Source organism: Streptomyces sp. KR80, assembly GCF_052245555.1.
Lineage (GTDB): Bacteria > Actinomycetota > Actinomycetes > Streptomycetales > Streptomycetaceae > Streptomyces.
The window spans coordinates 79,589-101,798 of record NZ_JBQQCD010000018.1 but is presented as its reverse complement, the minus strand read 5'-3'; the positions used below and the strand labels follow the sequence as shown (position 1 = coordinate 101,798).

Sequence of the window (22,210 nt, the reverse complement as noted above, 5' to 3'; positions counted from 1 at the left end):
CTATCAGACCGCCCTCACCAGCAGGGTGGCGGCGATCAGGACCGCCGCACCGCCGAACATCGAGACCGCATAGGAGCGGGCGAAGCCGTTCTGCACCTTGCGCAGCCGGCCCGAGAGACCGCCGACCGAGGCCGCGGTCCCATTGACCACACCGTCGACGAGCGAGTGGTCGAGGTAGACCAGACCCCGGGTGAGGTACTCCCCGGGCTTGACCAGGGCCACATGGTTGAAGTCGTCCTGGAGCAGATCGCGGCGGGCCGCCCGGGTGAGCAGCGAGCCGCGCGGCGCGGTGACCGGCACGGGCGCGCGCCCATACTGCGCCCAGGCCAGCGCCACACCGACGAGCAGGACCACGACCGTCGCGGAGGTGACGGTGGCGGCGCTCAGCGGGGAGTGACCGTGCTCGAACTCGGTCACCGGCTTGAGCCAGTTGACGAACGCGTCGTTGATGCTGAAGAGCCCGCCCGCGAAGACCGACCCGAAGGCGAGCAGGATCATCGGGATCGTCATGGACTTCGGTGCCTCGTGGGGGTGCGGCATCTCGCCGGGGTGCACCTCGATACCGGGCTCGACACTCGGCACCTTGTCCGGGTCGGGTGCGGGCTGCCACCGCTTCTCGCCGAAGAAGGTCAGCAGCATCACTCGGGTCATGTAGTACGCGGTGATGGCCGCGCCCAGCAGCGCCGCGCCGCCGAGGATCCAGCCTTCCGTACCACCCTTGGCGAAGGCCGCTTCGATGATCTTGTCCTTGGAGAAGAAGCCGGACAGGCCCGGGAAGCCGATGATCGCCAGATAGCCGAGCCCGAAGGTGACGAAGGTGATCGGCATGTACGTCCGCAGGGCGCCGTACTTTCGCATGTCGACCTCGTCGTTCATGCCGTGCATGACCGAGCCCGCGCCGAGGAAGAGCCCGGCCTTGAAGAAGCCGTGGGTGATCAGGTGCATGATCGCGAATGCGTAGCCGATCGGGCCGAGGCCCGCCGCCAGCATCATGTAGCCGATCTGGGACATCGTCGACGCGGCGAGCGCCTTCTTGATGTCGTCCTTCGCGCAACCGACGATCGCCCCGAAGAGCAGCGTGACGGCGCCGACGGTCACCACCGCGAGCTGCGCGTCCGGCGCCGCGTTGAAGATCGCCCCGGACCGGGTGATCAGATAGACGCCGGCGGTCACCATCGTCGCGGCGTGGATCAGCGCCGAGACGGGGGTCGGGCCCTCCATCGCGTCACCGAGCCAGGACTGCAGCGGCACCTGGGCGGACTTGCCGCAGGCACCGAGCAGCAGCATCAGGCCGATGGCGGTCACCGTGCCCTCGCCGGTCGCACCCACCGAGGCCAGCACCGGTTCGAAGGCGAAGGTCCCGAAGGTCACGAACATGATCATGATCGCGATGGACAAGCCCATGTCGCCGACCCGGTTGACCAGGAACGCCTTCTTCGCCGCCGTGGCCGCGCTCGGCTTGTGCTGCCAGAAGCCGATGAGCAGGTACGAGGCCAGGCCGACGCCCTCCCACCCGACGTACAGCAGCAGGTAGTTGTCGGCCAGGACCAGCAGCAGCATCGCCGCGAGGAAGAGGTTGAGATAGCCGAAGAAGCGACGGCGGCGCTCGTCGTGCTCCATGTAGCCGATCGAGTAGAAGTGGATCAGCGAACCCACTCCGGTGATCAGCAGCACGAAGGTCATCGACAGCTGGTCGAGGCGGAAGGCCACGTCCGCCTGGAAGCCCCCGACCGGGATCCAGCTGAACAGGTGCTGGCCCAGGGTGCGTTCCTCGCCGCCGAGGCCCAGCATATGGGCGAACAGCACCGCGCCGATCACGAAGGACACGGTGGCCATGGCGCAGCCGATCCAGTGCCCGGTGCGGTCCAACCGCCGCCCGCCGCACAGCAGTACGGCCGCACCGAGCAGTGGGGCCGCGACGAGCAATCCGATGAGGTTCTCCACTGTTGCGACCCCTTACAGCTTCATCAGGCTGGCGTCGTCGACCGAGGCCGAGTGGCGGGCACGGAAGATCGTCACGATGATCGCCAGGCCGACCACGACCTCGGCCGCGGCGACGACCATCGTGAAGAACGCGATGATCTGGCCGTCGAGGTTGCCGTGCAGCCGGGAGAAGGCGACGAAGGCCAGATTGCAGGCGTTCAGCATCAGCTCGACGCACATGAAGACGACGATCGCGTTGCGCCGGATCAGCACGCCTGCCGCCCCGATGCTGAACAGCAGGGCGGCGAGGAAGAGGTAGTTGACCGGATTCACTTGCTGGCCTCCTCGGAACGCTCGTACCGTCCGAGCCGCTCCTCGGCGCGCTGCTCGAGCGCGGCGAGTTCGGCGAGCGACTGCCGGGACACATCGCGGATCTGGCCGCGGGCGCGCAGCGTCTGGCTGACGGTGAGCTCCGACGGCGTGCCGTCCGGCAGCAGGCCCGGGATGTCCACCGCGTTGTGCCGGGCGTAGACCCCGGGCGCGGGCAGCGGCGGGACCTGCTTGCCTTCACGGACTCGGGCCTCGGCCTGCTCGCGCTGGGACGGGGCGCGCTCGGCGCGCTCGCGGTGGGTGAGCACCATCGCGCCGACGACCGCGACGATCAGCAGGGCGCCGGTGAGCTCGAAGGCGAACACGTACTTGCTGAAGAGCAGCGCGGCCAGGCCCTCGACATTGCCGCCCGCGTTCGCCCGGCCGATGCCGTTGAAGGTCTCGATCGAGGCGTTGCCGATCCCGGCGATCATCAGGATGCCGAACCCGAGCCCGCAGATCGCCGCCAGCCAGCGCTGGCCCTTCAGGGTCTCCTTGAGCGAGTCGGCGGCGGTGACGCCGACCAGCATGACGACGAAGAGGAACAGCATCATGATCGCGCCGGTGTAGACGACGATCTGGACGACGCCGAGGAAATAGGCGCCGTTGACGAGGTAGAAGACCGCCAGGACGATCATGGTGGCGGCCAGGCACAGGGCACTGTGCACGGCCTTCTTCATCCAGACGGTGCACAGGGCCCCGATGACGGCGACGACCGCCAGAATCCAGAACTGCACGGCCTCGCCGGTGGAGGTCATGGTGGCCGCGAGGTTCATGCGTCCACCCCCTGGTCTTCGGGCCGGGCCGAAGACCCTTCGGACTCCGGCTCTTCGCCCTCGCTCACGGCCACCTGCCGCTCCGTGCCCGTTGCCGCCTCGGTGACGAGCCCCCGGTAGTAGTCCTGCTCCGTCATCCCTGGATAGATCGCGTGCGGAGAGTCGACCATGCCCTCCTCCAGGCCCACGAGCAGCTCCTCCTTGGTGTAGATGAGCGACTCGCGGGTCCGGTCGGCGAGCTCGTATTCGTTCGTCATCGTCAGCGCCCTGGTCGGGCACGCCTCGACGCACAGCCCGCAAAGAATGCAGCGCAGATAGTTGATCTGGTAGACGCGGCCGTATCGCTCGCCGGGCGAGTAGCGCTCCTCGTCGGTGTTGTCCGCGCCTTCCACGTAGATCGCGTCGGCGGGGCAGGCCCAGGCGCACAGCTCGCAGCCGATGCACTTCTCCAACCCGTCCGGATGACGGTTGAGCTGGTGCCGGCCGTGGAAGCGCGGTGCAGTGGGCTTCTTCTCCTCCGGGTACTGCTCGGTCAGCCGCTTCTTGAACATGGCCTTGAAGGTCACGCCGAAGCCGGCCACGGGGTTCTGGAACTCACCCACCGTCAGCCTCCTTTCCGTCACTGTCAGTATCCGGCCCGCCACTGACAACCAACTCGCGCTGGCTGCGCGACCGTCGGCGCGGAACTGGCGGCAGAGTCTGTCCGGGCAGCGGCGGCACCGGGAAGCCGCCCGCCATCGGGTCGAACTCGGGCGGCGGTCCGCCCTCCGCCTCCGCCGCCCTCGCGCCCCGGTCGCGGAAGACGTCGACGACGAAGGAGAGGAGCAGGAGCGCGATGACCGCACCGCCGATGTACAGCACGATCTGCTGGAAGTCGTAGTTCTCGTTGCGCAGCGCCCGCACCGTCGCGACGAGCATCACCCAGACCGCCGAAACCGGGATGAGGACCTTCCATCCGAGTTTCATCAGCTGGTCGTAGCGGACCCGCGGGAGCGAGCCGCGCAGCCAGATGAAGAAGAACAGCAGCAGCTGCACCTTGAGCACGACCCAGAGCAACGGCCACCAGCCGTGGTTCGCACCCTCCCAGAACGCGCTGATCGGGTACGGGGCCCGCCAGCCGCCCAGGAAGAGGGTGACCGCCAGAGCCGAGACGGTGACCATGTTGACGTACTCGGCGAGCATGAACATCGCGAACTTGATCGACGAGTATTCGGTGTTGAACCCGCCCACGAGGTCGCCCTCGGACTCCGGCATGTCGAACGGCAGGCGGTTGGTCTCGCCGACCATCGACACGATGTAGATCAGGAACGAGACCGGGAGCAGGACCGCGAACCAGCGGTCCCCCTGCGCCTCGACGATCGCGGAGGTCGACATCGACCCCGAGTAGAGGAAGACGGCGGCGAAGGACAGGCCCATGGCGATCTCGTAGGAGATCAGTTGGGCGGCGGAGCGCAGGCCGCCGAGCAGCGGGTAGGTCGAGCCGGAGGACCAGCCTGCCAGCACGATCCCGTAGAAACCGACGGACGCCACCGCGAGGATGTAGAGGACGGCGATCGGGAGGTCGGTGAGCTGCATCGCGGTGCGCTGGCCGAAGATCGAGACCTCGTTGCCCGCCGGCCCGAACGGGATCACCGCGATCGCCATGAACGCCGGGATGGCGGCGACGACCGGCGCCAGCACGTAGACCACCTTGTCCGCGCGCTTGACGACCACGTCCTCCTTCAGCATCAGCTTGATGCCGTCCGCGAGGGACTGGAGCATCCCCCACGGTCCGTGGCGGTTGGGGCCGATGCGCAGCTGCATCCAGGCGACGACCTTGCGCTCCCAGACGATCGAGAAGAGCACGGTCAGCATCACGAAGGCGAAGCAGAACACCGCCTTCAGCGCGATCAGCCACCAGGGGTCCCGTCCGAACATGGACAGGTCCTCCTGGGCCAGCACGGTCTCGGCCCTGAAGGCCGGGATTGACCTCACGATCGCACCTCCGGCGTCTCCGGGCCGCTGCCAGAATCGGCGGCGGCCTCGTGTGCCTGCGGGCCCGCGGCATCGGCACTCGCACCGGCACCGATCCGGACGAGCTCACCCGGGCGTGCACCGGTATCGGCCGTGACGCCGCCGCCGACGGAGTTCATCGGCAGCCAGACGACGCGGTCGGGCATCGACGTGATCTGCAGCGGGAGTTCCACGGACCCGGCCGGTCCTGAGACCCGTACGCTCCGGCCGTCCGCGACGCCCGCCTCCTTCGCCGTGGCGGCCGAGAGCCGGGCCACGGCCGCGTGCCGGGTCGCGGCCAGTGCCTCGTCACCGGTCTGAAGCCTGCCCTGGTCGAGCAGCAGCCGATGCCCGGCGAGCACGGCCTCGCCCGCGCCGGGGCGGGGAGCCGGCTGCGGACGTTCCGCGGGGCCGGTGGCGTACGGGCCCTGCCAGGCGCCCAGCCGCTCCATCTCCCGCCGGATGGTCCGCACATCCGGCAGCCCCAGGTGCACGTCGAGTGCGTCCGCGAGCATGTGCAGCACACGGGCGTCGGGGAGGGGCTGGCGCCGGGCCATCTGGTCCGGCTTGAGCGCGGTCTCGAACGGCCTGGCCCGGCCCTCCCAGTTGAGGAACGTGCCGTCCTTCTCGGCGACGGCGGCGACCGGGAACACGACGTCGGCCCGGTCGGTCACCTCGCTCGGCCGCTGCTCCAGGCTGACCAGGAAGCCGACGTCGTCCAGCGCCTGGAGTGCCCGGGCCGGGTCCGGCAGATCGGCGACCTCGACGCCCGCGACGACCAGGGCGACCAACTCGCCGGTGGCCGCGGCCTCGACGATCTGCCCGGTGTCACGGCCGTGCCGGTGCGGGAGCCCGGCGATGCCCCAGACGGCGGCGGTCTCCTCGCGGGCGCGCGGGTCGGTGGCCGGGCGGCCGCCGGGCAGCAGCCCGGGCAACGCACCCGCCTCGACCGCACCGCGCTCGCCGGCCCGGCGCGGGATCCACGCGAGCGTGGCACCCGTCGCGGTGGCGGCCCGTACGGCGGCGGTCAGTCCGCCCGGAACGCCGGCCAGTCGCTCACCGACGATGATCACTGCGCCGTCGGCACGCAGCGCCTCCGCCGCCTTCTCCCCTTCGCCGTCGAGCCCGTTCCGGGCCGCGAGAGCGTTGAGCCAGTCGGGCTCGGTGCCGGGCGCGGCCGGGAGCAGGGTGCCGCCCGCCTTGGTCAGACCGCGGGTGGCGTGCGTAGCAATGGCGAAGGTGCGCTGACCGTGGGTGCGCATGCCCTTGCGGAGCCGGAGGAAGACGCCGGGCGCCTCCTCCTCGGACTCGAAGCCCACCACCAGCACCGCCGGGGCCTTCTCCAACGCGGTGTACGTGACCCCGCTGCCGTCCAGATCCCGGCCGCGGCCGGCGATGTGCGCGGCGAGGAAGTCGGTCTCCTCGGCGCTGTGGACCCGGGCCCGGAAGTCGATGTCGTTGGTGTCGAGCGCGACCCGGGCGAACTTGGCGTAGGCGTAGGTGTCCTCGACCGTGAGTCGGCCTCCGGTCAGCACGCCGGTACGCCCCTTGGCTGCCGCCAGTCCCTTGGCCGCCGCCTCGAGGGCCTCCGGCCAGCTCGCGGGCTCCAGCTCGCCGGACTCCGCGTTCCGTACCAGCGGCGTGGTCAGCCGGTCCCGCTGCTGCTGGTAGCGGAAGGCGAAGCGGCCCTTGTCGCAGATCCACTCCTCGTTGACCTCGGGGTCGTCGCCCGCCATGCGACGCATGACCTTGCCGCGCCGGTGGTCCGTGCGGGTCGCGCAGCCGCCCGCGCAGTGCTCGCAGACGCTGGGCGAGGAGACGAGGTCGAAGGGGCGGGAGCGGAACCGGTAGGCCTTGGAGGTGAGGGCCCCCACCGGGCAGATCTGGATGGTGTTGCCGGAGAAGTACGACTCGAAGGGCTCGCCCTCGCCGATGCCGACCTGCTCCAGCGCGCCCCGCTCCAGCAGCTCGATCATCGGGTCGCCCGCGATCTGCTGCTGGAAGCGGGTGCAGCGGGCGCACAGCACGCAGCGCTCGCGGTCCAGCAGCACCTGCGCGGACAGCGGGACCGGCTTCTCGTACGTCCGCTTCCGGCCCTCGAACCGGCTGTCGGCCTGGCCGGCGCTCATCGCCTGGTTCTGCAGCGGGCACTCGCCGCCCTTGTCGCAGACCGGGCAGTCCAGCGGGTGGTTGATGAGCAGCAGCTCCATCACACCGCGCTGGGCCTTCTCGGCGACGGGCGAGGTGAGCTGGGTCTTCACCACCATCCCGTCCGTGCACGTGATCGTGCAGGAGGCCATCGGCTTGCGCTGGCCCTCGACTTCGACGATGCACTGGCGGCAGGCGCCGACGGGGTCGAGCAGCGGATGGTCACAGAAGCGCGGGATCTCGATGCCGAGCAGCTCGGCCGCCCGGATCACGAGCGTCCCCTTGGGCACGGAGATCTCGATGCCGTCGATGGTGACGGACACCAGGTCCTCCGGCGGGACGGCGGCGCCTTCCCCTCCGGAAGAGGTGGCGGAGGACGTCGTGACGGTCATGCGGACACCTCCCTGTGGGGGTTCTTCTCGTCTGCCCAGACAGTGGATTTCGCCGGGTCGAAGGGGCAGCCGCGGCCGGTGATGTGCTGCTCGTACTCCTCGCGGAAGTACTGGAGCGAGGAGAAGATCGGGCTGGCGGCACCGTCGCCGAGGGCGCAGAACGACTTGCCGTTGATGTTGTCGGCGATGTCGTTCAGCTTGTCGAGGTCCGCCATCCGGCCCTTCCCGGCCTCGATGTCGCGCAGCAACTGCACCAGCCAGTACGTCCCTTCCCTGCAGGGTGTGCACTTGCCGCAGGACTCATGGGCGTAGAACTCGGTCCAGCGGGTGACGGCCCGGACCACACAGGTCGTCTCGTCGAAGCACTGAAGCGCCTTGGTGCCGAGCATCGAGCCGGCCGCGCCGACGCCCTCGTAGTCGAGCGGCACATCCAGATGCTCGTCGGTGAGCAGCGGGGTGGACGAGCCGCCGGGGGTCCAGAACTTCAGCCGGTGGCCAGGCCGCATGCCGCCGCTCATGTCGAGGAGTTGGCGCAGCGTGATGCCGAGCGGCGCCTCGTACTGGCCGGGGCGCGCGACATGACCGGAGAGCGAGTAGAGCGTGAAGCCCGGGGACTTCTCGCTGCCCATCGAGCGGAACCAGTCCTTGCCCTTGTGCAGGATCGCCGGAACCGACGCGATGGACTCGACGTTGTTCACCACAGTGGGGCAGGCGTAAAGACCGGCGACCGCGGGGAAGGGGGGACGCAGCCGCGGCTGGCCCCGTCGGCCTTCGAGCGAGTCGAGCAGTGCGGTCTCCTCACCGCAGATGTACGCCCCCGCGCCGGCGTGCACGGTGATGTCGAGATCCAGGCCGCTGCCCAGGATGTTCTTGCCGAGGTATCCCGCCTCGTACGCCTCGGCGACCGCCTGGTGCAGGCGCCGCAGCACGGGCACGACCTCACCGCGCAGATAGATGAAGGCGTGGTCGGAGCGGATCGCATGGCAGGCGATCGCCATGCCCTCGATCAGCGAATGGGGGTTGGCGAAGAGCAGCGGGATGTCCTTGCAGGTGCCAGGTTCCGACTCGTCGGCGTTGACGACGAGGTAGTGCGGCTTGCCGTCGCCCTGCGGAATGAACTGCCACTTCATGCCGGTGGGGAAGCCGGCCCCGCCGCGGCCGCGCAGACCGGAGTCCTTGACCAGGGCGATGACGTCGTCCGGCGCCATCTCCAGGGCCTTGCGCAGGCCCTTGTAGCCGTCGTGGCGGAGGTAGGTCTGCAGGGTCCAGGACTGCGGCTGGTCCCAGAAGGCCGACAGCACGGGGGAGAGCAGTTTCTCGGGGCTGGTCGATTCGATGTGTGCTGCCACGGTCATCACTCACCCTCCTCGGACACCGGGCCGGCCGGGTGGTCCGGGTCGGCCGCGGACGTCTGCTGCGGGGAGTCATGGGAGCTGGGGTGGGTCGGGGGCGCTTCGTCGTCGGGCCCCGGCGGCTCTCCGGCCCGGTCGGCGGGGGCCGGTCGGGGGGAGACGATCCGGCCGGGTGTGGCCTCGCCCTTGGCGAGCCGCAGTCCGACGAGCGAGGCGGGCCCGGCACCGCCGGTGGCCTCAACCGCGCCGGGCCGGGTGTCGGGGAAGCCGGCCAGAATGCGGGCGGTCTCCTTGTACGGGCACAGCGGGGCGCCGCGGGTCGGCGCGACTTCCCTGCCTGCCCGCAGGTCGTCCACCAGCTGCTTGGCCGACTCCGGCGTCTGGTTGTCGAAGAACTCCCAGTTGACCATCACCACGGGTGCGAAGTCGCAGGCCGCGTTGCACTCGACGTGTTCGAGCGTGACCTTGCCGTCCTCGGTGGTCTCGCCGTTGCCGACACCGAGGTGCTGCTTGAGCTCGTCGAAGATGGCGTCACCGCCCATCACCGCGCACAGCGTGTTCGTACAGACGCCGACCTGGTACTCGCCCGACGGCTTGCGGCGGTACATGGTGTAGAAGGTGGAGACCGCGGTGACCTCGGCGGTGGTGAGGTCGAGCATCTCGGCGCAGAACCGGATGCCGGTGCGGGAGACGTACCCCTCCTCCGACTGCACGAGATGCAGCAGGGGCAGCAGCGCGGAACGGCTGTCGGGGTAGCGCCCGATCACCTCGCGCGCATCGGCCTCCAACCGGGCCCGCACGTCGGCCGGGTAGTCGGGGGCGGGGAGCTGCGGCATCCCCAACTGGACGTCTGTCACCGGTCGACGCCTCCCATCACGGGGTCGATGGACGCCACCGCGACGATGACGTCGGCGACCTGGCCGCCTTCGCACATCGCCGCCATGGCCTGCAGGTTGGTGAAGGACGGGTCGCGGAAGTGGACCCGGTAGGGGCGGGTTCCGCCGTCGCTGACGGCGTGCACGCCCAGTTCGCCCTTGGGCGACTCCACGGCCGCGTACGCCTGGCCGGGCGGGACCCGGAAGCCCTCGGTGACCAGCTTGAAGTGGTGGATCAGGGCCTCCATCGACGTGCCCATGATCTTCTTGATGTGGTCGAGCGAGTTGCCGAGCCCGTCCGGCCCCAGCGCGAGCTGCGCAGGCCAGGCGATCTTCTTGTCGGCGACCATCACCGGCCCCGGCTCCAGCCGGTCCAGGCACTGCTCGACGATCCGCAGGCTCTGCCGCATCTCCTCCAGCCGGATCAGGAACCGGCCGTACGCGTCGCAGGTGTCGGCGGTCGGGATCTCGAACTCGAAGGTCTCGTAGCCGCAGTAGGGCTGGGACTTGCGCAGGTCGTGCGGGAGGCCGGTGGCGCGCAGGATCGGTCCGGTGGCGCCGAGCGCCATGCAGCCGGCGAGGTCGAGGTAGCCGACGTTCTGCATCCGGCCCTTGAAGATGGGATTGCCGGTGGCGAGCTTGTCGTACTCGGGCAGGTTCTTCCGCATCTTCTTGATGAACTCACGGACCGCGTCCACCGCCCCGGGCGGCAGATCCTGGGCCAGCCCGCCGGGCCGGATGTACGCGTGGTTCATCCGCAGCCCGGTGATCAGCTCGTACAGGTCCAGGATCATCTCGCGGTCCCGGAAGCCGTAGATCATGATCGTGGTGGCGCCGAGCTCCATGCCGCCGGTGGCGATGGCCACCAGGTGGGAAGAGAGCCGGTTGAGCTCCATCAGCAGGACGCGGATCAGGGTGGCGCGGTCGGGGACGTCGTCCTCGATGCCGAGCAGCCTCTCCACGGCCAGGCAGTACGCCGTCTCGTTGTAGAACGAGGTGAGGTAGTCCATGCGCGTGACGAAGGTGGTGCCCTGCGTCCACGTCCGGAACTCGAGGTTCTTCTCGATGCCGGTGTGGAGATAGCCGATGCCGCAGCGGGCTTCGGTGACCGTCTCGCCGTCGATCTCCAGGATCAGCCGGAGCACGCCGTGCGTGGACGGGTGCTGCGGGCCCATGTTGACGACGATCCGCTCGTCGTCCGCCTTGGCAGCCGCGGCCGCGACCTCGTCCCAGTCGCCGCCGGTGACGGTGTAGACGGTGCCTTCTGTGGTCTCTCGTGCATCCGACGGGGGCGGCCCGAAGGGCGTCGATGAGGGGCGGTGGCCGGGTGACGGGTGGGATTGCGAAGCAGACATCAGCTGTACGACCTCCGCTGGTCGGGAGCCGGGATCTGGGCGCCCTTGTACTCGACGGGGATGCCACCGAGCGGGTAGTCCTTGCGCTGCGGGAAGCCCTGCCAGTCATCCGGCATCATGATCCGCGTCAGCGCCGGGTGGCCGTCGAAGACGATGCCGAAGAAGTCGTACGTCTCGCGCTCGTGCCAGTCGTTGGTCGGGTAGACCGAGACGATCGACGGGATGTGCGGGTCGGCGTCGGGGCAGCCGACCTCGAGCCGGATCAGCCGGTTGTGGGTGATCGAGCGCAGGTGGTAGACGGCGTGCAACTCGCGGCCCTGGTCGCCGAGGAAGTGGACGCCGCTGACGCCGGTACAGAGCTCGAAGCGCAGCGCGGGGTCGTCGCGCAGGGTCTTGGCCACCTGCGGCAGGTGCTCGCGGGCGATGTGGAAGGTGATCTCGCCGCGGTCGACGACGGTCTTCTCAATGGCGTCGTCGGGGGCGAGTCCCTGCTCCTCGAGGGCGCCTTCGAGCTCGTCGGCGACCTCGTCGAACCAGCCGCCGTACGGGCGCGTGGCCGCGTGCGGCATCCGTACGGACCGTACGAGCCCACCGTAGCCGGAGGTATCGCCGCCGTCGCGCGGACCGAACATGCCGCGGCGCACGTCGATGACCTCGCCGTGGTCACCGCGCCGGCCCGGCAAGTTCTGGGCGCTCAGCTCCTTGTCGGGGTTCACGCCGTTGGCGTTCGGCTCGGGTGCGTCGCTCACAGCGCCCCTCCGTTCTCCCCCAGAGCTTGCGCCTGGGAGGTACCCCCATCTCCGCCCGCTCGGCGCAGAGGTGCGGGCATCGTCGCCATCTGCCGCCCGGCGGCCTCGCGTGCGTCGCTCACCTCAGCAGCCCCTTCATCTCGATCGTCGGAAGCGCCTTGAGTGCCGCCTCCTCCGCCTCGCGGGCGGCCCGCTCGCGGTTCACCCCGAGCTTCTCCTCGCGGATCTTCTGGTGGAGCTTGAGGATCGCGTCGAGCAGCATCTCGGGGCGGGGCGGGCAGCCGGGCAGATAGATGTCGACGGGGACGACGTGGTCGACGCCCTGCACGATCGCGTAGTTGTTGAACATCCCGCCGGAGGAGGCGCAGACGCCCATCGAGATGACCCACTTCGGATTCGGCATCTGGTCGTAGACCTGCCGCAGCACCGGGGCCATCTTCTGGCTGACCCGGCCGGCGACGATCATGAGGTCCGCCTGCCGCGGAGAGCCGCGGAAGACCTCCATGCCGAAGCGGGCCAGGTCGTAGCGTCCCGCGCCGGTGGTCATCATCTCGATGGCGCAGCAGGCGAGCCCGAACGTGGCCGGGAAGACGGACGACTTGCGCACCCAGCCCGCCGCCTGCTCGACGGTGGTCAGCAGAAAGCCGCTCGGCAGTTTCTCTTCGATACCCATAGTGGCTCCTGGCCCCCTAGTCCCATTCCAGGCCGCCGCGGCGCCAGACATACGCGTAGGCGACGAAGACGGTGAGCACGAAGAGGAGCATCTCGACGAGCCCGAACAACCCCAGGGCGTCGAAGGTGACGGCCCAGGGATAGAGGAAGACGATCTCGATGTCGAAGACGATGAAGAGCATCGCCGTCAGGTAGTACTTGATCGGGAAACGGCCGCCGCCGGCCGGCTGCGGGGTCGGCTCGATGCCGCACTCGTACGCCTCGAGCTTGGCCCGGTTGTAGCGCTTGGGCCCGACGATGGCGGCCATGACCACGGAGAAGATCGCGAAGCCTGCCCCGAGGGCGCCAAGCACGAGGATGGGCGCGTAGGCGTTCACGCTCCTCGCTCCTTCCAGTCGACGATGACTGCGGACCGTGACCGGACATGAGTGCCGCCTCACGGAAGATCGTGCGTATGTGAGGCAGTTCACAAGCCCGAGTCGACTGCATCCTATGCCTCCCGCTCTGTGATCTGCGACACGGGGTCCCCAAGAGGTTTGTGATCTCCACCACCTGACGAACGATCATGAGGTCGGATGGGCGGCAATCGCCATACGTGAAGCGTCCGCTCGGTCACCAGTTGTCACATTGGGCGACGTTACCGCTGGTCAGAGAGTTGAGCGTCTAGCAAAGCAATCCGGGCAGGGGCAAATTCGCGCTGGACGAGAACGGCTGATAGACGCGCGGCGCCCGCCCGGGAGGGCGCGGCCAAGATCTTCGGTACGTGCATGCGTTCACGTACGGGCCCTTGCGTTCAAACTCCCAGCAATCTGTTAGGAATCCCACGCCCCTCCGCCACCGGAGAAAGCATTGCTTGGCCACTGACCGTACGGAGTGATAAGCGGCGAGCAATTCGGACGAAGCAACGGAATGCCGTGCTCATGGGGAAGACCGGAGTTGATCCTTCCGCAGCGGAATCAGCCCGCCGAGATCGGCGGCCCGCTTTTTCGCCGCGTACCCGCCAACTGTGGCGCATCACACGTTTCTTGAAGGCACCCACGCCCCACTGATAGCCGTGGTCACATGTCCGAAACAACCGCTCACATACGTAGCCGCCGGAAACCCCGCCGTGCCTCCAACCCCTGGGTGGTACGGGCGGGTGTGGCCGGCGGCGTCCTCAGCACACTCGCCGTCACCGGCGGGTCGAGCTCCGCGACCGCCGCGGAGACCGTCACCGAGACCGTGGAGATGCCCACGGTGACCGCCGCACTCGTCGGTGCGGCCGCGCAGTCCTCCGCGGCCACCGAGCAGGCCGCCCAGGACTATGCGGACCGGGCCGAGCTCCAGAAGCAGCGGGACCGCGCCGCCGACGCCGCCCGCAAGGCCGCCAAGAAGGCCAAACAGGAGGCCGAGCGCAAGGCCGAGGCGCAGCGCAAGGCGCGGGCCGCGCGAGAGGCCGAGGCGCAGCGCGAGCGGGCCGCCCGCTCCGCCGAGCGGACCAGCCTGAGCACCGCCTCCTCCGCGACCGGCAGCGTCGCGACCCTCATCTCCTTCCTCGAAGCCCAGGTCGGCAAGGCCTACGTCATGGGTGCGACCGGCCCCTCCGCTTACGACTGTTCCGGTCTCACGCAGGCCGCGTTCCGGACCGTCGGCGTCGACCTGCCGCGCGTCTCGCAGGACCAGTCGGCCACCGGCACTTCGGTCTCCCTGGACGCGCTGCGCCCGGGCGACCTCCTCTACTGGGGCGGCGCGGGCAGCGCGTACCACATTGCCGTCTACGTGGGCGACGGCATGTACATCGACGCCGCGAACTCCAGCAAGGGCGTGGTGAAGCAGAAGGTCAGCGACTGGCCGCCGACCGGCGCCACCCGCGTGCTGTAACCGCGCGTACCGGAAATCCCTGCTGCCCGGCGGCCCTGTGCCGCCGGGCAGTCGGCTTCGGTCGACGCACAGGGGGCGACTCCCTCGGAGCGGTCACAGCGAGGAGTCACTGGTGCCCGCGAGGCCGCTCCCCTTCGAGATGCTCAGCGGCCCAGGCGGCGATCTGCGCACGCGAGTGGAAGCCGAGCTTGGCAAGGATGTGCTCGACATGGCCCTCGGCGGTGCGCTGGGCGATGACGAGCTGGGCGGCGATCTCCCGATTGCTCAGCCCCTGGGCGACCAGCCCGGCGATCTCGCGTTCCCGAGGGGTCAACGTGGGCGCGGCGGTCGTCGTCACCTCCGCGGTGGTGGCCGCCTCCTCGCCGAGCGCCAGGGCCACGGCCTCATCAGGCCCCAGCGTCTCGCCGTGGCGGACCGCCGCCTGGAAGGCCTTGTCGCCGAGAGCGGCTCGCGCCTGTGCCTCGCAGCGCTCGTGCGGCGGGGCCAAGTGCCCGTACTTGTCAGGGGAAGTGCCCACCACGCGCCAGAAGACCCGGGCGGCACCGAGCAGCTCCGCGGCTCGCGCATGTCGGTCCTGCGCCCCGGCGGTCCAGGCGAGCAGCTCGATGCACAAGGCCGTGCCCAGTGGGTCGTGGAAGGCGTGCCGCAGCCGGGTGCTCTCGCGCACCAGACTGACCGCCCGGGGCAGGTTCCCCTGCCGGAACATTGCCACCCCGAGCACATGCAGTGCGTACGAGGAGGACCACCTCAGACCTCGTTCCCTGCAGAGCGCGAGCATCTCTTCACCCAGCTCGGCGGACCGGGGATCACCCGCGGCGGAGGTGGCGGAGGCCAGCAGGTACAGGCCCACCACGATGCCGCTGACGTTGCCCAGGGACCGGTGGCGCTCCAGCGCCTCGGAGAACAGCTCGACCGCCCGCGGGATGTCGGACCCGTGCAACGCTGCCTGACCGGACCACTCGATCGCCCAGGCGAGGGCTGTCTCGTCGCCCAGCTCCTCTGCCAGTTGGCGGCACTCGGCCAGCAGCGGCACTCCCCCCGCCACATCGCCTTGCTGGACGGCGTGCCAGCCGGCTACCCACAGCGCCTTCGCCCTGACCCGGCTGTGCTGCGGATCGGCCGCGAGTGCTTCGCCGAGCCAGTGGCGCGCCTCGGTGAAGGCACCCGAAGCGAGCCAGTAGGGCCAGAGCGAGGAGCCGATGGCGAGCGCCGCTTGCGCGCCGCCCGGCTCAGCCACGGAGAACTCGAATGCCGCTCGCAGGTTGGAGTGGTCCCTGGCCATCCGGAACAGCCACTCCACCTGATCCGGCCTGGTCCAGGCGGCCTCGTTCTCCTCGGCCAGGTGCCGGTACCAGTCCCGGTGCCGGCGGCGCAGCGCGACCTCCTGACCGGAGTCGGCGAGCAGCTCCCGGCCGTACTGGCGGATGGTCTCCAGAAGCTGGTATCGCGCAGGTCCGTCCTCGGGACGTACACACCCGATGATCGATTTGTCGACCAGGCCGGAGATCAGGTCGAGCATCTCCGTCCTGTCGATGCCATCGCCCGCGCACACCTCCTCGGCCGCCTCCAGATCCAGGCTTCCGGCGAAGACCGACAGCTTGGCCCAGAGCAACTGCTCCTTGGGGGAGCAGAGCTCGTAGCTCCAGTCGATCGCCGCTCGCAGAGTGCGCTGGCGTGGCGGTGCCGCCCGCCATCCACGGGTGAGCAGATGCAGCTGGTCGTCCAGACGGTCCAGGATCTGCTCGAGAGCCAGACGGCGCAGCCACATGGCCGCCAGCTCGATCGCGAGGGGGATCCCCTGGAGTCTCCCGCAGATCCGGCTCACGGCCTGGGCATTCTGATCACTCAGAGTGAAACCCGTCTGCATGGCGCCGGCCCGCTCCAGGAAGAGCCTCACGGCGTCGTATCGCGGTAGCGATCCGGGCGGCACCCCTGCTTCGGGGTCGGGTACGGGCAGCGGCGGCACATCGAGGATGTATTCGCCCTGCACCCCCAGCGGCTGGCGGCTGGTGGCCAGGATCCGCAGGCCAGGGGCCGCACGCAGCAGTTGCCCGGCCAGACTCGCGACCGCGTCCAGCAGGTGCTCGCAGTTGTCCAGCACCAGGAGCAGCTGCCGGTCGGCGAGGAAGTCGCAGAGAGCCTCGACGGGCGGGCGGGCCCGCTGCCGGATCCCGAGCGCATCGATCACGGTGTGGGCCAGCAGCCGCTCGTCCGTGAGGGCCGCCAGCTCGACCAGCCACACCCCGTCGGGGAAAGCGCGCTCCACCTCGCCGGCGATCCTCAGCCCAAGCCGGGTCTTGCCCACCCCACCGACCCCGGTGAGCGTCAGCATCCGGGTGCTCGACAGCAGCCTCTTGGCCTCCGCTACCTCCCGGCGGCGGCCGATGAAGCTGGTGGTATCGGCCGGCAGACGCGTCTCATGCCGCGGCGCCACAAATGTCATAGTGATTTGACTGTAAATATCCGGACTCGCTGTGACAACCGTGTCAGTGCTTTGCCGACGGGCGATCCGGAGCGCAGCCGCCCGGAACCGCCGTGCCCGCCTAGGAGCGCGGTGCCACTTTCGACAGGCCGTTGATGATCCGGTCCATGGCGTCACCGCCGGTCGGGTCCGTGAGGTTGGCCAGCAGCTTCAGCGTGAACCTCATCAGCAGCGGGTGCGTGAGGCCACGCTGCGTCGCGACCTTCATGACCTTCGGGTTGCCGATCAGCTTCACGAAGCCGCGGCCCAGCGTGTAGTAACCGCCGTAGGTGTCCTTGAGGATCTTCGGGTAGGCGTGGAGGGCCCGCTCACGCTGCGCCGGGGTCGCACGGGCATGCGCCTGGACGATGACATCCGCGACGATCTGCCCCGATTCCATCGCGTAGGCGATGCCTTCGCCGTTGAACGGGTTGACCAGTCCGCCCGCGTCACCGACCAGCAGCAGCCCCTTGGTGTAGTGCGGCTGCCGGTTGAAGGCCATGGGCAGCGCGGCGCCGCGGATCGGGCCCGTCATGTTCTCCGGGGTGTAGCCCCAGTCCTGAGGCATCGAGGCGCACCACGCCTTGAGGACCTCACGCCAGTCCAGCTCCTTGAAGGAGTCGGAGGTGTTGAGGACGCCCAGGCCGACGTTGGAGGTGCCGTCCCCCATGCCGAAGATCCAGCCGTAGCCGGGCAGCAGCCGCTCCTGGCCGCCGCGCCGGTCCCACAGCTCCAGCCAGGACTCGAGGTAGTCGTCGTCGTGGCGCGGGGAGGTGAAGTACGTCCGTACGGCCACGCCCATCGGACGGTCCTCGCGCCGGTGCAGGCCCATGGCCAGGGAGAGTCGGGTCGAGTTGCCGTCCGCCGCGACGACGAGCGGGGCGTGGAAGGTGACCGGGGTCTTCTCCTCGCCGAGCTTCGCCTCGACGCCGGTGATCCGGCCGGTCCGGTCGTCCAGGATCGGGGCACCGACGTTGCAGCGCTCGTACAGCCGCGCGCCCGCCTTCTCCGCCTGCCGGGCCAACTGCTCGTCGAAGTCGTCCCGCTTGCGGACGAGTCCGTAGTCCGGATACGAGGCCAGCTCCGGCCAGTCGAGCTGGAGGCGGACCCCGCCGCCGATGATCCGCAGGCCCTTGTTGCGCAGCCAGCCCGCTTCCGGTGAGACGTCGATGCCCATGGCGACCAACTGCTTGGTGGCACGCGGGGTCAGACCGTCGCCGCAGACCTTCTCGCGCGGGAACGCGGTCTTCTCCAGCAGGAGGACGTCGAGGCCGGCCTTCGCCAGGTAGTACGCCGTCGTCGAGCCGGCGGGCCCGGCCCCGACCACGATCACGTCTGCGCTGCGCTCGTTGTGTGCGGTGGCGGCGGTGTCGGTCACGTCGGCACTCCTGGTGCTCTCGGCGGAGACGATCCCCGCAGTCTAGAACGACCGCTTTGCGCCGACGGGAGGAGGTCGACCGGGCGCCCGTCCGCCACTGGCGACGACGAGCGGCCCGGCTTCGACGGTGCGTCAGGACTGCGTCAGGCCCGCTGCGTCAGGCCGTCGCCGGAAGGGCCACCGTGCTGGGGTCGGCGATGCGCCGGAGCGTGGCCGCGCACTCCAGCGGGTCGGTCCCGGACATCAGCGCGGACAGGACGGCGATACGGGCCTGGCCGCCGCGCAGGGTGCCGGTCGGCACCGCACCCGCCGCGATCAGGTCCACGGCGCCGCCGCCGGTGTAGATCGGGGTGACCGGTCCGGCTGCCACCCGGGTGGTGAGCGCGACGAGGACGCCGCGGGACACCGCCCGGGCGACCGCGTTAGCGAATTCCGGGGTGGCGTTGCCCGCCCCGGTGGCGACGAGCACCACGCCCCGCGCCCCCGCCTCCACGGCGGCTTCGAGGAGCAGTGGATCGGCGTCGACATGGTGCATGACCATGTCCACGCGCGGGACTTGGGCACCGCGGGCCGGCAGATCGAGGGGCTCCGGACGGTCCGGGCGGCGCAGCACCTGGACGCGGCCGAAGCCGACCTTCCCGACCGGCCTCTGGGAGGGGTCGGCGAAGGCGTCGGCGGCCACGGTCTGGGTCTTCACCGTGCCGCGGGCGGCGTGCACAGAACCCGCGAAAACCGAGAGCGTGCCGAGGTCCTGGACGCTCGCGGCCGTGAGCAGCGCGTCGTAGAGGTTGCTCGCCGCGTCGCCGTCGACCGCCTCGAAGGGACGCTGTGCCCCGGTGAGTACCACGGGGCGGGGGTCGCCGTGGTGGAGGTCGAGCAGCAGCGCGGACTCCTCCAGGGTGTCGGTGCCGTGGGTGACGACGACGCCGTCCACCGCGGGGTTCGCCAGGACCTCGTGAACCGTGTGGAGCAGGGCGAGTTGGTGGGAGGTGGTCAAGCGCGGGCTGTTGACGGTGAAGAGATCGACGATCTCGGTCTCGACGCCTTCCGGGAGGGCGGCCGTGGCGAGCACGTCCTGCCCGGCGGCGTCGGCGGCGTACCCGTTGCCCTGCCAGCGGCTGGCTATGGTCCCACCGGTGGTCACCACGACGATGCGTCGCATACCCCTGCTCACCTTCTTCCCTCGTCCTTCTTCGGCGGACTCTGACCCAACGGGCAATAATAGGGCACACGGGATGGCAAGTGATGGCTAGTATTCATGCAGCATCCTTCTCTAGTAGCGGATAATTGCGGGAATGGACGAGATCGATCGCAGCATCTTGCGCGAGCTCCAGCATGACGGCCGACTGACGAACCAGGAGCTGGCCCAGCGGGTGGGTCTGACGCCCTCGCCGTGCCTGCGCCGCGTGCGGCAGCTTGAGCAGGACGGCGTGATCCTCGGCTACCGGGCAGTGCTCGACCCCGTGGCGGTGGGACGCGGCTTCGAAGTCCTCGTCTCGGTCGAGGTGCGCCGGGACCGCGAAACGGTGGAGGCCTTCGAGGCGGCGCTCGAGGAACTGCCGGACGTGGTGGAGGCCTACCGGCTCTTCGGCAGCCCCGGCTGTCTGCTGCGGATCGCGGTCGCCGACATCGACGCGTACGAGCAGCTGTGGATCGAACGGATCACCGCGCTGCCCGGGGTGACCGAGGTGAACTCGCAGATCGTGATGAAGCGGATCAAGGAGCCGCGAGGACTGTCGGTCGGTAGCTGACCGGGCCACAAGATCCGGCATCCGATCCGCCCGATCCGGGCGGCGGACCACTCAGTCGGTGCGGACCGCCCGGTGCAGGGCGACGATGCCGCCCGTCAGATTCCGCCAGGCGACCTTCGACCAGCCCGCCTTCCCCAGCAGGGCGGCCAGCGCAGGCTGGTCCGGCCAGGCGCGGATCGACTCGGCGAGGTAGACGTACGCGTCCGGGCTGCTGCTGACCGCGGTCGCGATCGGCGGCAGCGCCCGCATCAGGTACTCGGTGTAGAGCGTGCGGAACGGCGCCCACGTGGGGTGGCTGAACTCGCAGATCACCAGCCGGCCCCCGGGCTTGGTGACCCGCAGCAGCTCCGCCAGCGCGGCATCCGTGTCCTGCACATTGCGCAGCCCGAAGGAGATCGTGACGGCGTCGAAGGAGGCGTCCGCGAAGGGCAGCCTGGTGGCGTCGCCCGCAGTGAACGGCATGTGCGGATACCGCTTCTTGCCCTCGCGCAGCATGCCCAGCGAGAAGTCGCAGGGCACGACGTACGCCCCCGCCGCGGCGAAGGGCTGCGAGGAGGTGGCCGTCCCGGCGGCGAGGTCCAGGATCCGCTCCGCGGGGCGTGCGGCGACGGCCCGGGCCACCGCCTTGCGCCAGAGCCGCGCCTGGCCCAGCGACAGCACGTCGTTCGTGAGGTCGTACTTCGCCGCCACGTCATCAAACATCGCGGCGACTTCATGCGGCTGCTTGTCCAGGGATGCTCGGGTCACGGCCCCATTCTTCACCCTGGACAGATGCGGTCCGTACCCGGCCCGCCCGGCGCGGCTCACCCCGCGTCGATGAGTTTGAGCTCGGGATGCGCCGTCCCCCCGGCGATGGCCGTGGAGGACAGGTGCGAGACCACGTGGTCGTCGACCGGGTCGTTCGCCGGATCGTCGTGGACCACCAGGTGCTGGTACGTCGTCGACCGCTGCGCCGGGACACGGTCCGCGGCACGGATCAGCGCCAGCAGCTCCATGCGGTTGGAGCGGTGCTTGGCGCCCGCCGAGGAGACCACGTTCTCCTCCAGCATCACCGATCCGAGGTCGTCCGCACCGTAGTGCAGCGACAGCTGGCCGACCTCCTTGCCGACGGTGAGCCACGAGCCCTGGATGTGGGCGACGTTGTCGAGGAAGAGCCGCGCGACCGCGATCATCCGCAGGTACTCGAAGATCGTGGCCTGGGTCTGCCCCTTCAGATGGTTGTTCTCCGGCTGGTAGGTGTACGGGATGAAGGCGCGGAAGCCTCCCGTACGGTCCTGGACGTCGCGGATCATCCGCAGGTGCTCGATGCGCTCCGCGTTCGTCTCCCCCGTGCCCATCAGCATGGTGGAGGTCGACTCGACACCGAGCCCGTGCGCGATCTCCATGATCTCCAGCCAGCGCTCGCCGGACTCCTTGAGCGGCGCGATGGCCTTGCGGGGGCGGGCGGGCAGCAGTTCGGCGCCCGCGCCGGCGAAGGAGTCGAGACCCGCGGCGTGAATCCGGCGGATCGCCTCCTCCACCGGGACGCCCGAGATGCGGGCCATGTGCTCGACCTCGGACGCCCCGAGGGAGTGGATGACCAGCTGCGGGTACGCCTTCTTGATCGCCGAGAAGTGCTCCTCGTAGTACTCGACGCCGAAGTCGGGGTGGTGGCCGCCCTGGAACATGATCTGGGTGCCGCCGAGTTCGACCGTCTCGGCGCAGCGCCGCAGAATGTCGTCGAGGTCGCGCGTCCAGCCCTTGTCGCTCTTCGGCGGAGCGTAGAAGGCGCAGAATTTACACGCCGTCACACACACGTTGGTGTAGTTGATATTGCGCTCGATGATGTACGTCGCGATGTGGTCGGTCCCGGCGTAACGGCGGCGGCGGACCGCGTCGGCGGCTGCGCCGAGCGCGTGCAGCGGCACCGACCGGTACAGGTCGAGCGCCTCCTCCGGGGTGATGCGGCCCCCCACGGCAGCGCGGTCGAGGACGGACTGAAGGTCGGCGCTCTGGCTCACCGGGGCGTCCCTTCCGGAGGGTCTTGACGGACCGGACCAGCGTACGCCCCCGTCCGGACGGAGCCCGCGGCGGTACGCCGCCGAAGGGTGGACGTGGTGACCGTGCAGCCCGGCGCGGCACCGGAAGTCGTGGCGTCCCAGGCCGGATTCCGGGCCG

General features: G+C 69.7%; 19 protein-coding genes. 2 read left to right on the top strand and 17 right to left on the bottom strand.

The window, feature by feature from the left end; genetic code table 11:
- Positions 1-3: 3 nt before the first annotated feature.
- From nuoL to ACTWQI_RS23455, 12 genes are all read right to left on the bottom strand, one after another.
- Entirely contained in the window at positions 4-1,944 is a 1,941-nt protein-coding gene (nuoL, locus tag ACTWQI_RS23510) for an NADH-quinone oxidoreductase subunit L (RefSeq protein ID WP_443273461.1), read from the bottom strand.
- A gap of 12 nt (positions 1,945-1,956) precedes the next feature.
- Positions 1,957-2,256 (bottom strand): NADH-quinone oxidoreductase subunit NuoK, encoded by a 300-nt coding sequence (gene nuoK / locus ACTWQI_RS23505; RefSeq protein ID WP_443273459.1) that lies wholly within the window; start codon positions 2,254-2,256, stop codon positions 1,957-1,959.
- On the bottom strand, positions 2,253-3,068 hold the full coding sequence (locus tag ACTWQI_RS23500; RefSeq protein WP_443273457.1) for an NADH-quinone oxidoreductase subunit J: 816 nt from the start codon (positions 3,066-3,068) through the stop codon (positions 2,253-2,255). Before ACTWQI_RS23500 ends, nuoK begins: the two co-directional genes overlap by 4 nt.
- The gene (nuoI, locus tag ACTWQI_RS23495) at positions 3,065-3,670 is read right to left on the bottom strand and encodes an NADH-quinone oxidoreductase subunit NuoI (RefSeq protein ID WP_443273456.1); all 606 of its coding nucleotides are present in this window, start codon (positions 3,668-3,670) and stop codon (positions 3,065-3,067) included. Before nuoI ends, ACTWQI_RS23500 begins: the two co-directional genes overlap by 4 nt.
- The gene (gene nuoH / locus ACTWQI_RS23490) at positions 3,663-5,042 is read right to left on the bottom strand and encodes an NADH-quinone oxidoreductase subunit NuoH (protein ID WP_443273455.1); all 1,380 of its coding nucleotides are present in this window, start codon (positions 5,040-5,042) and stop codon (positions 3,663-3,665) included. The genes nuoI and nuoH overlap by 8 nt, the downstream gene beginning before the upstream one ends.
- Positions 5,039-7,600 carry an NADH-quinone oxidoreductase subunit G gene (locus ACTWQI_RS23485; protein ID WP_443273454.1) on the bottom strand — a complete coding sequence of 854 codons (2,562 nt, stop codon included), beginning with the start codon at positions 7,598-7,600 and terminating at the stop codon, positions 5,039-5,041. Before ACTWQI_RS23485 ends, nuoH begins: the two co-directional genes overlap by 4 nt.
- Positions 7,597-8,955: an NADH-quinone oxidoreductase subunit NuoF gene (gene nuoF, locus ACTWQI_RS23480; RefSeq protein WP_443273453.1), complete on the bottom strand. Its 1,359-nt coding sequence runs from the start codon at positions 8,953-8,955 to the stop codon at positions 7,597-7,599. The genes ACTWQI_RS23485 and nuoF overlap by 4 nt, the downstream gene beginning before the upstream one ends.
- On the bottom strand, positions 8,955-9,788 hold the full coding sequence (gene nuoE, locus ACTWQI_RS23475; protein ID WP_443273513.1) for an NADH-quinone oxidoreductase subunit NuoE: 834 nt from the start codon (positions 9,786-9,788) through the stop codon (positions 8,955-8,957). Before nuoE ends, nuoF begins: the two co-directional genes overlap by 1 nt.
- A 17-nt stretch (positions 9,789-9,805) precedes the next feature.
- Complete coding sequence (locus ACTWQI_RS23470) at positions 9,806-11,182, bottom strand: NADH-quinone oxidoreductase subunit D (protein WP_443273452.1); 1,377 nt, start codon at positions 11,180-11,182, stop codon at positions 9,806-9,808.
- Positions 11,182-11,931, bottom strand: a complete 750-nt coding sequence (locus tag ACTWQI_RS23465; protein ID WP_443273451.1) for an NADH-quinone oxidoreductase subunit C — start codon at positions 11,929-11,931, stop codon at positions 11,182-11,184. The genes ACTWQI_RS23470 and ACTWQI_RS23465 overlap by 1 nt, the downstream gene beginning before the upstream one ends.
- A 118-nt stretch (positions 11,932-12,049) precedes the next feature.
- Positions 12,050-12,604, bottom strand: coding sequence for a NuoB/complex I 20 kDa subunit family protein (locus ACTWQI_RS23460; RefSeq protein WP_443273450.1), 555 nt, complete (start codon positions 12,602-12,604; stop codon positions 12,050-12,052).
- 16 nt (positions 12,605-12,620) lie between these two features.
- A complete protein-coding gene (locus ACTWQI_RS23455) occupies positions 12,621-12,980 on the bottom strand; it encodes an NADH-quinone oxidoreductase subunit A (protein WP_443273448.1) in 360 nt (119 codons plus the stop codon).
- Between the two features lie 685 nt (positions 12,981-13,665).
- Here ACTWQI_RS23455 and ACTWQI_RS23450 point away from each other — a divergent pair.
- Complete coding sequence (locus ACTWQI_RS23450; RefSeq protein ID WP_443273446.1) at positions 13,666-14,463, top strand: C40 family peptidase; 798 nt, start codon at positions 13,666-13,668, stop codon at positions 14,461-14,463.
- Positions 14,464-14,569: 106 nt separating this feature from the next.
- Here the strand turns inward: ACTWQI_RS23450 and ACTWQI_RS23445 are convergent, their stop codons facing one another.
- The 3 genes from ACTWQI_RS23445 to ACTWQI_RS23435 all read right to left on the bottom strand — a co-directional run bounded on the left by ACTWQI_RS23445 (position 14,570) and on the right by ACTWQI_RS23435 (position 19,464).
- Positions 14,570-16,906, bottom strand: coding sequence for an ATP-binding protein (locus ACTWQI_RS23445; RefSeq protein ID WP_443273444.1), 2,337 nt, complete (start codon positions 16,904-16,906; stop codon positions 14,570-14,572).
- A gap of 100 nt (positions 16,907-17,006) precedes the next feature.
- Positions 17,007-18,302 carry a geranylgeranyl reductase family protein gene (locus tag ACTWQI_RS23440; protein ID WP_443273443.1) on the bottom strand — a complete coding sequence of 432 codons (1,296 nt, stop codon included), beginning with the start codon at positions 18,300-18,302 and terminating at the stop codon, positions 17,007-17,009.
- A gap of 157 nt (positions 18,303-18,459) precedes the next feature.
- Positions 18,460-19,464 (bottom strand): asparaginase, encoded by a 1,005-nt coding sequence (locus ACTWQI_RS23435; RefSeq protein ID WP_443273441.1) that lies wholly within the window; start codon positions 19,462-19,464, stop codon positions 18,460-18,462.
- Positions 19,465-19,597: 133 nt separating this feature from the next.
- Here ACTWQI_RS23435 and ACTWQI_RS23430 point away from each other — a divergent pair, with 133 nt between their 5' ends.
- Positions 19,598-20,053 (top strand): Lrp/AsnC family transcriptional regulator, encoded by a 456-nt coding sequence (locus ACTWQI_RS23430; RefSeq protein ID WP_443273439.1) that lies wholly within the window; start codon positions 19,598-19,600, stop codon positions 20,051-20,053.
- A gap of 51 nt (positions 20,054-20,104) precedes the next feature.
- On the opposite strand, the gene ACTWQI_RS23425 is transcribed toward ACTWQI_RS23430, so the two are convergent.
- Positions 20,105-20,800, bottom strand: a complete 696-nt coding sequence (locus ACTWQI_RS23425; RefSeq protein WP_443273437.1) for a demethylmenaquinone methyltransferase — start codon at positions 20,798-20,800, stop codon at positions 20,105-20,107.
- Positions 20,801-20,856: 56 nt separating this feature from the next.
- Positions 20,857-22,053, bottom strand: coding sequence for a cyclic dehypoxanthinyl futalosine synthase (gene mqnC / locus ACTWQI_RS23420; RefSeq protein WP_443273436.1), 1,197 nt, complete (start codon positions 22,051-22,053; stop codon positions 20,857-20,859).
- Positions 22,054-22,210: the final 157 nt, after the last annotated feature.

Coding starts and splice junctions, on each gene's coding strand:
- ACTWQI_RS23485 (WP_443273454.1), bottom strand. CDS start 7,600: ATGACCGTCACGACGTCCTCCGCCACCTCTTCCGGAGGGGAAGGCGCC.
- ACTWQI_RS23500 (WP_443273457.1), bottom strand. CDS start 3,068: ATGAACCTCGCGGCCACCATGACCTCCACCGGCGAGGCCGTGCAGTTC.
- nuoE (WP_443273513.1), bottom strand. CDS start 9,788: ATGCCGCAGCTCCCCGCCCCCGACTACCCGGCCGACGTGCGGGCCCGG.
- ACTWQI_RS23450 (WP_443273446.1), top strand. CDS start 13,666: ATGTCCGAAACAACCGCTCACATACGTAGCCGCCGGAAACCCCGCCGT.
- ACTWQI_RS23430 (WP_443273439.1), top strand. CDS start 19,598: ATGGACGAGATCGATCGCAGCATCTTGCGCGAGCTCCAGCATGACGGC.
- ACTWQI_RS23445 (WP_443273444.1), bottom strand. CDS start 16,906: ATGACATTTGTGGCGCCGCGGCATGAGACGCGTCTGCCGGCCGATACC.
- nuoF (WP_443273453.1), bottom strand. CDS start 8,955: ATGACCGTGGCAGCACACATCGAATCGACCAGCCCCGAGAAACTGCTC.
- ACTWQI_RS23435 (WP_443273441.1), bottom strand. CDS start 19,464: ATGCGACGCATCGTCGTGGTGACCACCGGTGGGACCATAGCCAGCCGC.
- ACTWQI_RS23470 (WP_443273452.1), bottom strand. CDS start 11,182: ATGTCTGCTTCGCAATCCCACCCGTCACCCGGCCACCGCCCCTCATCG.
- ACTWQI_RS23460 (WP_443273450.1), bottom strand. CDS start 12,604: ATGGGTATCGAAGAGAAACTGCCGAGCGGCTTTCTGCTGACCACCGTC.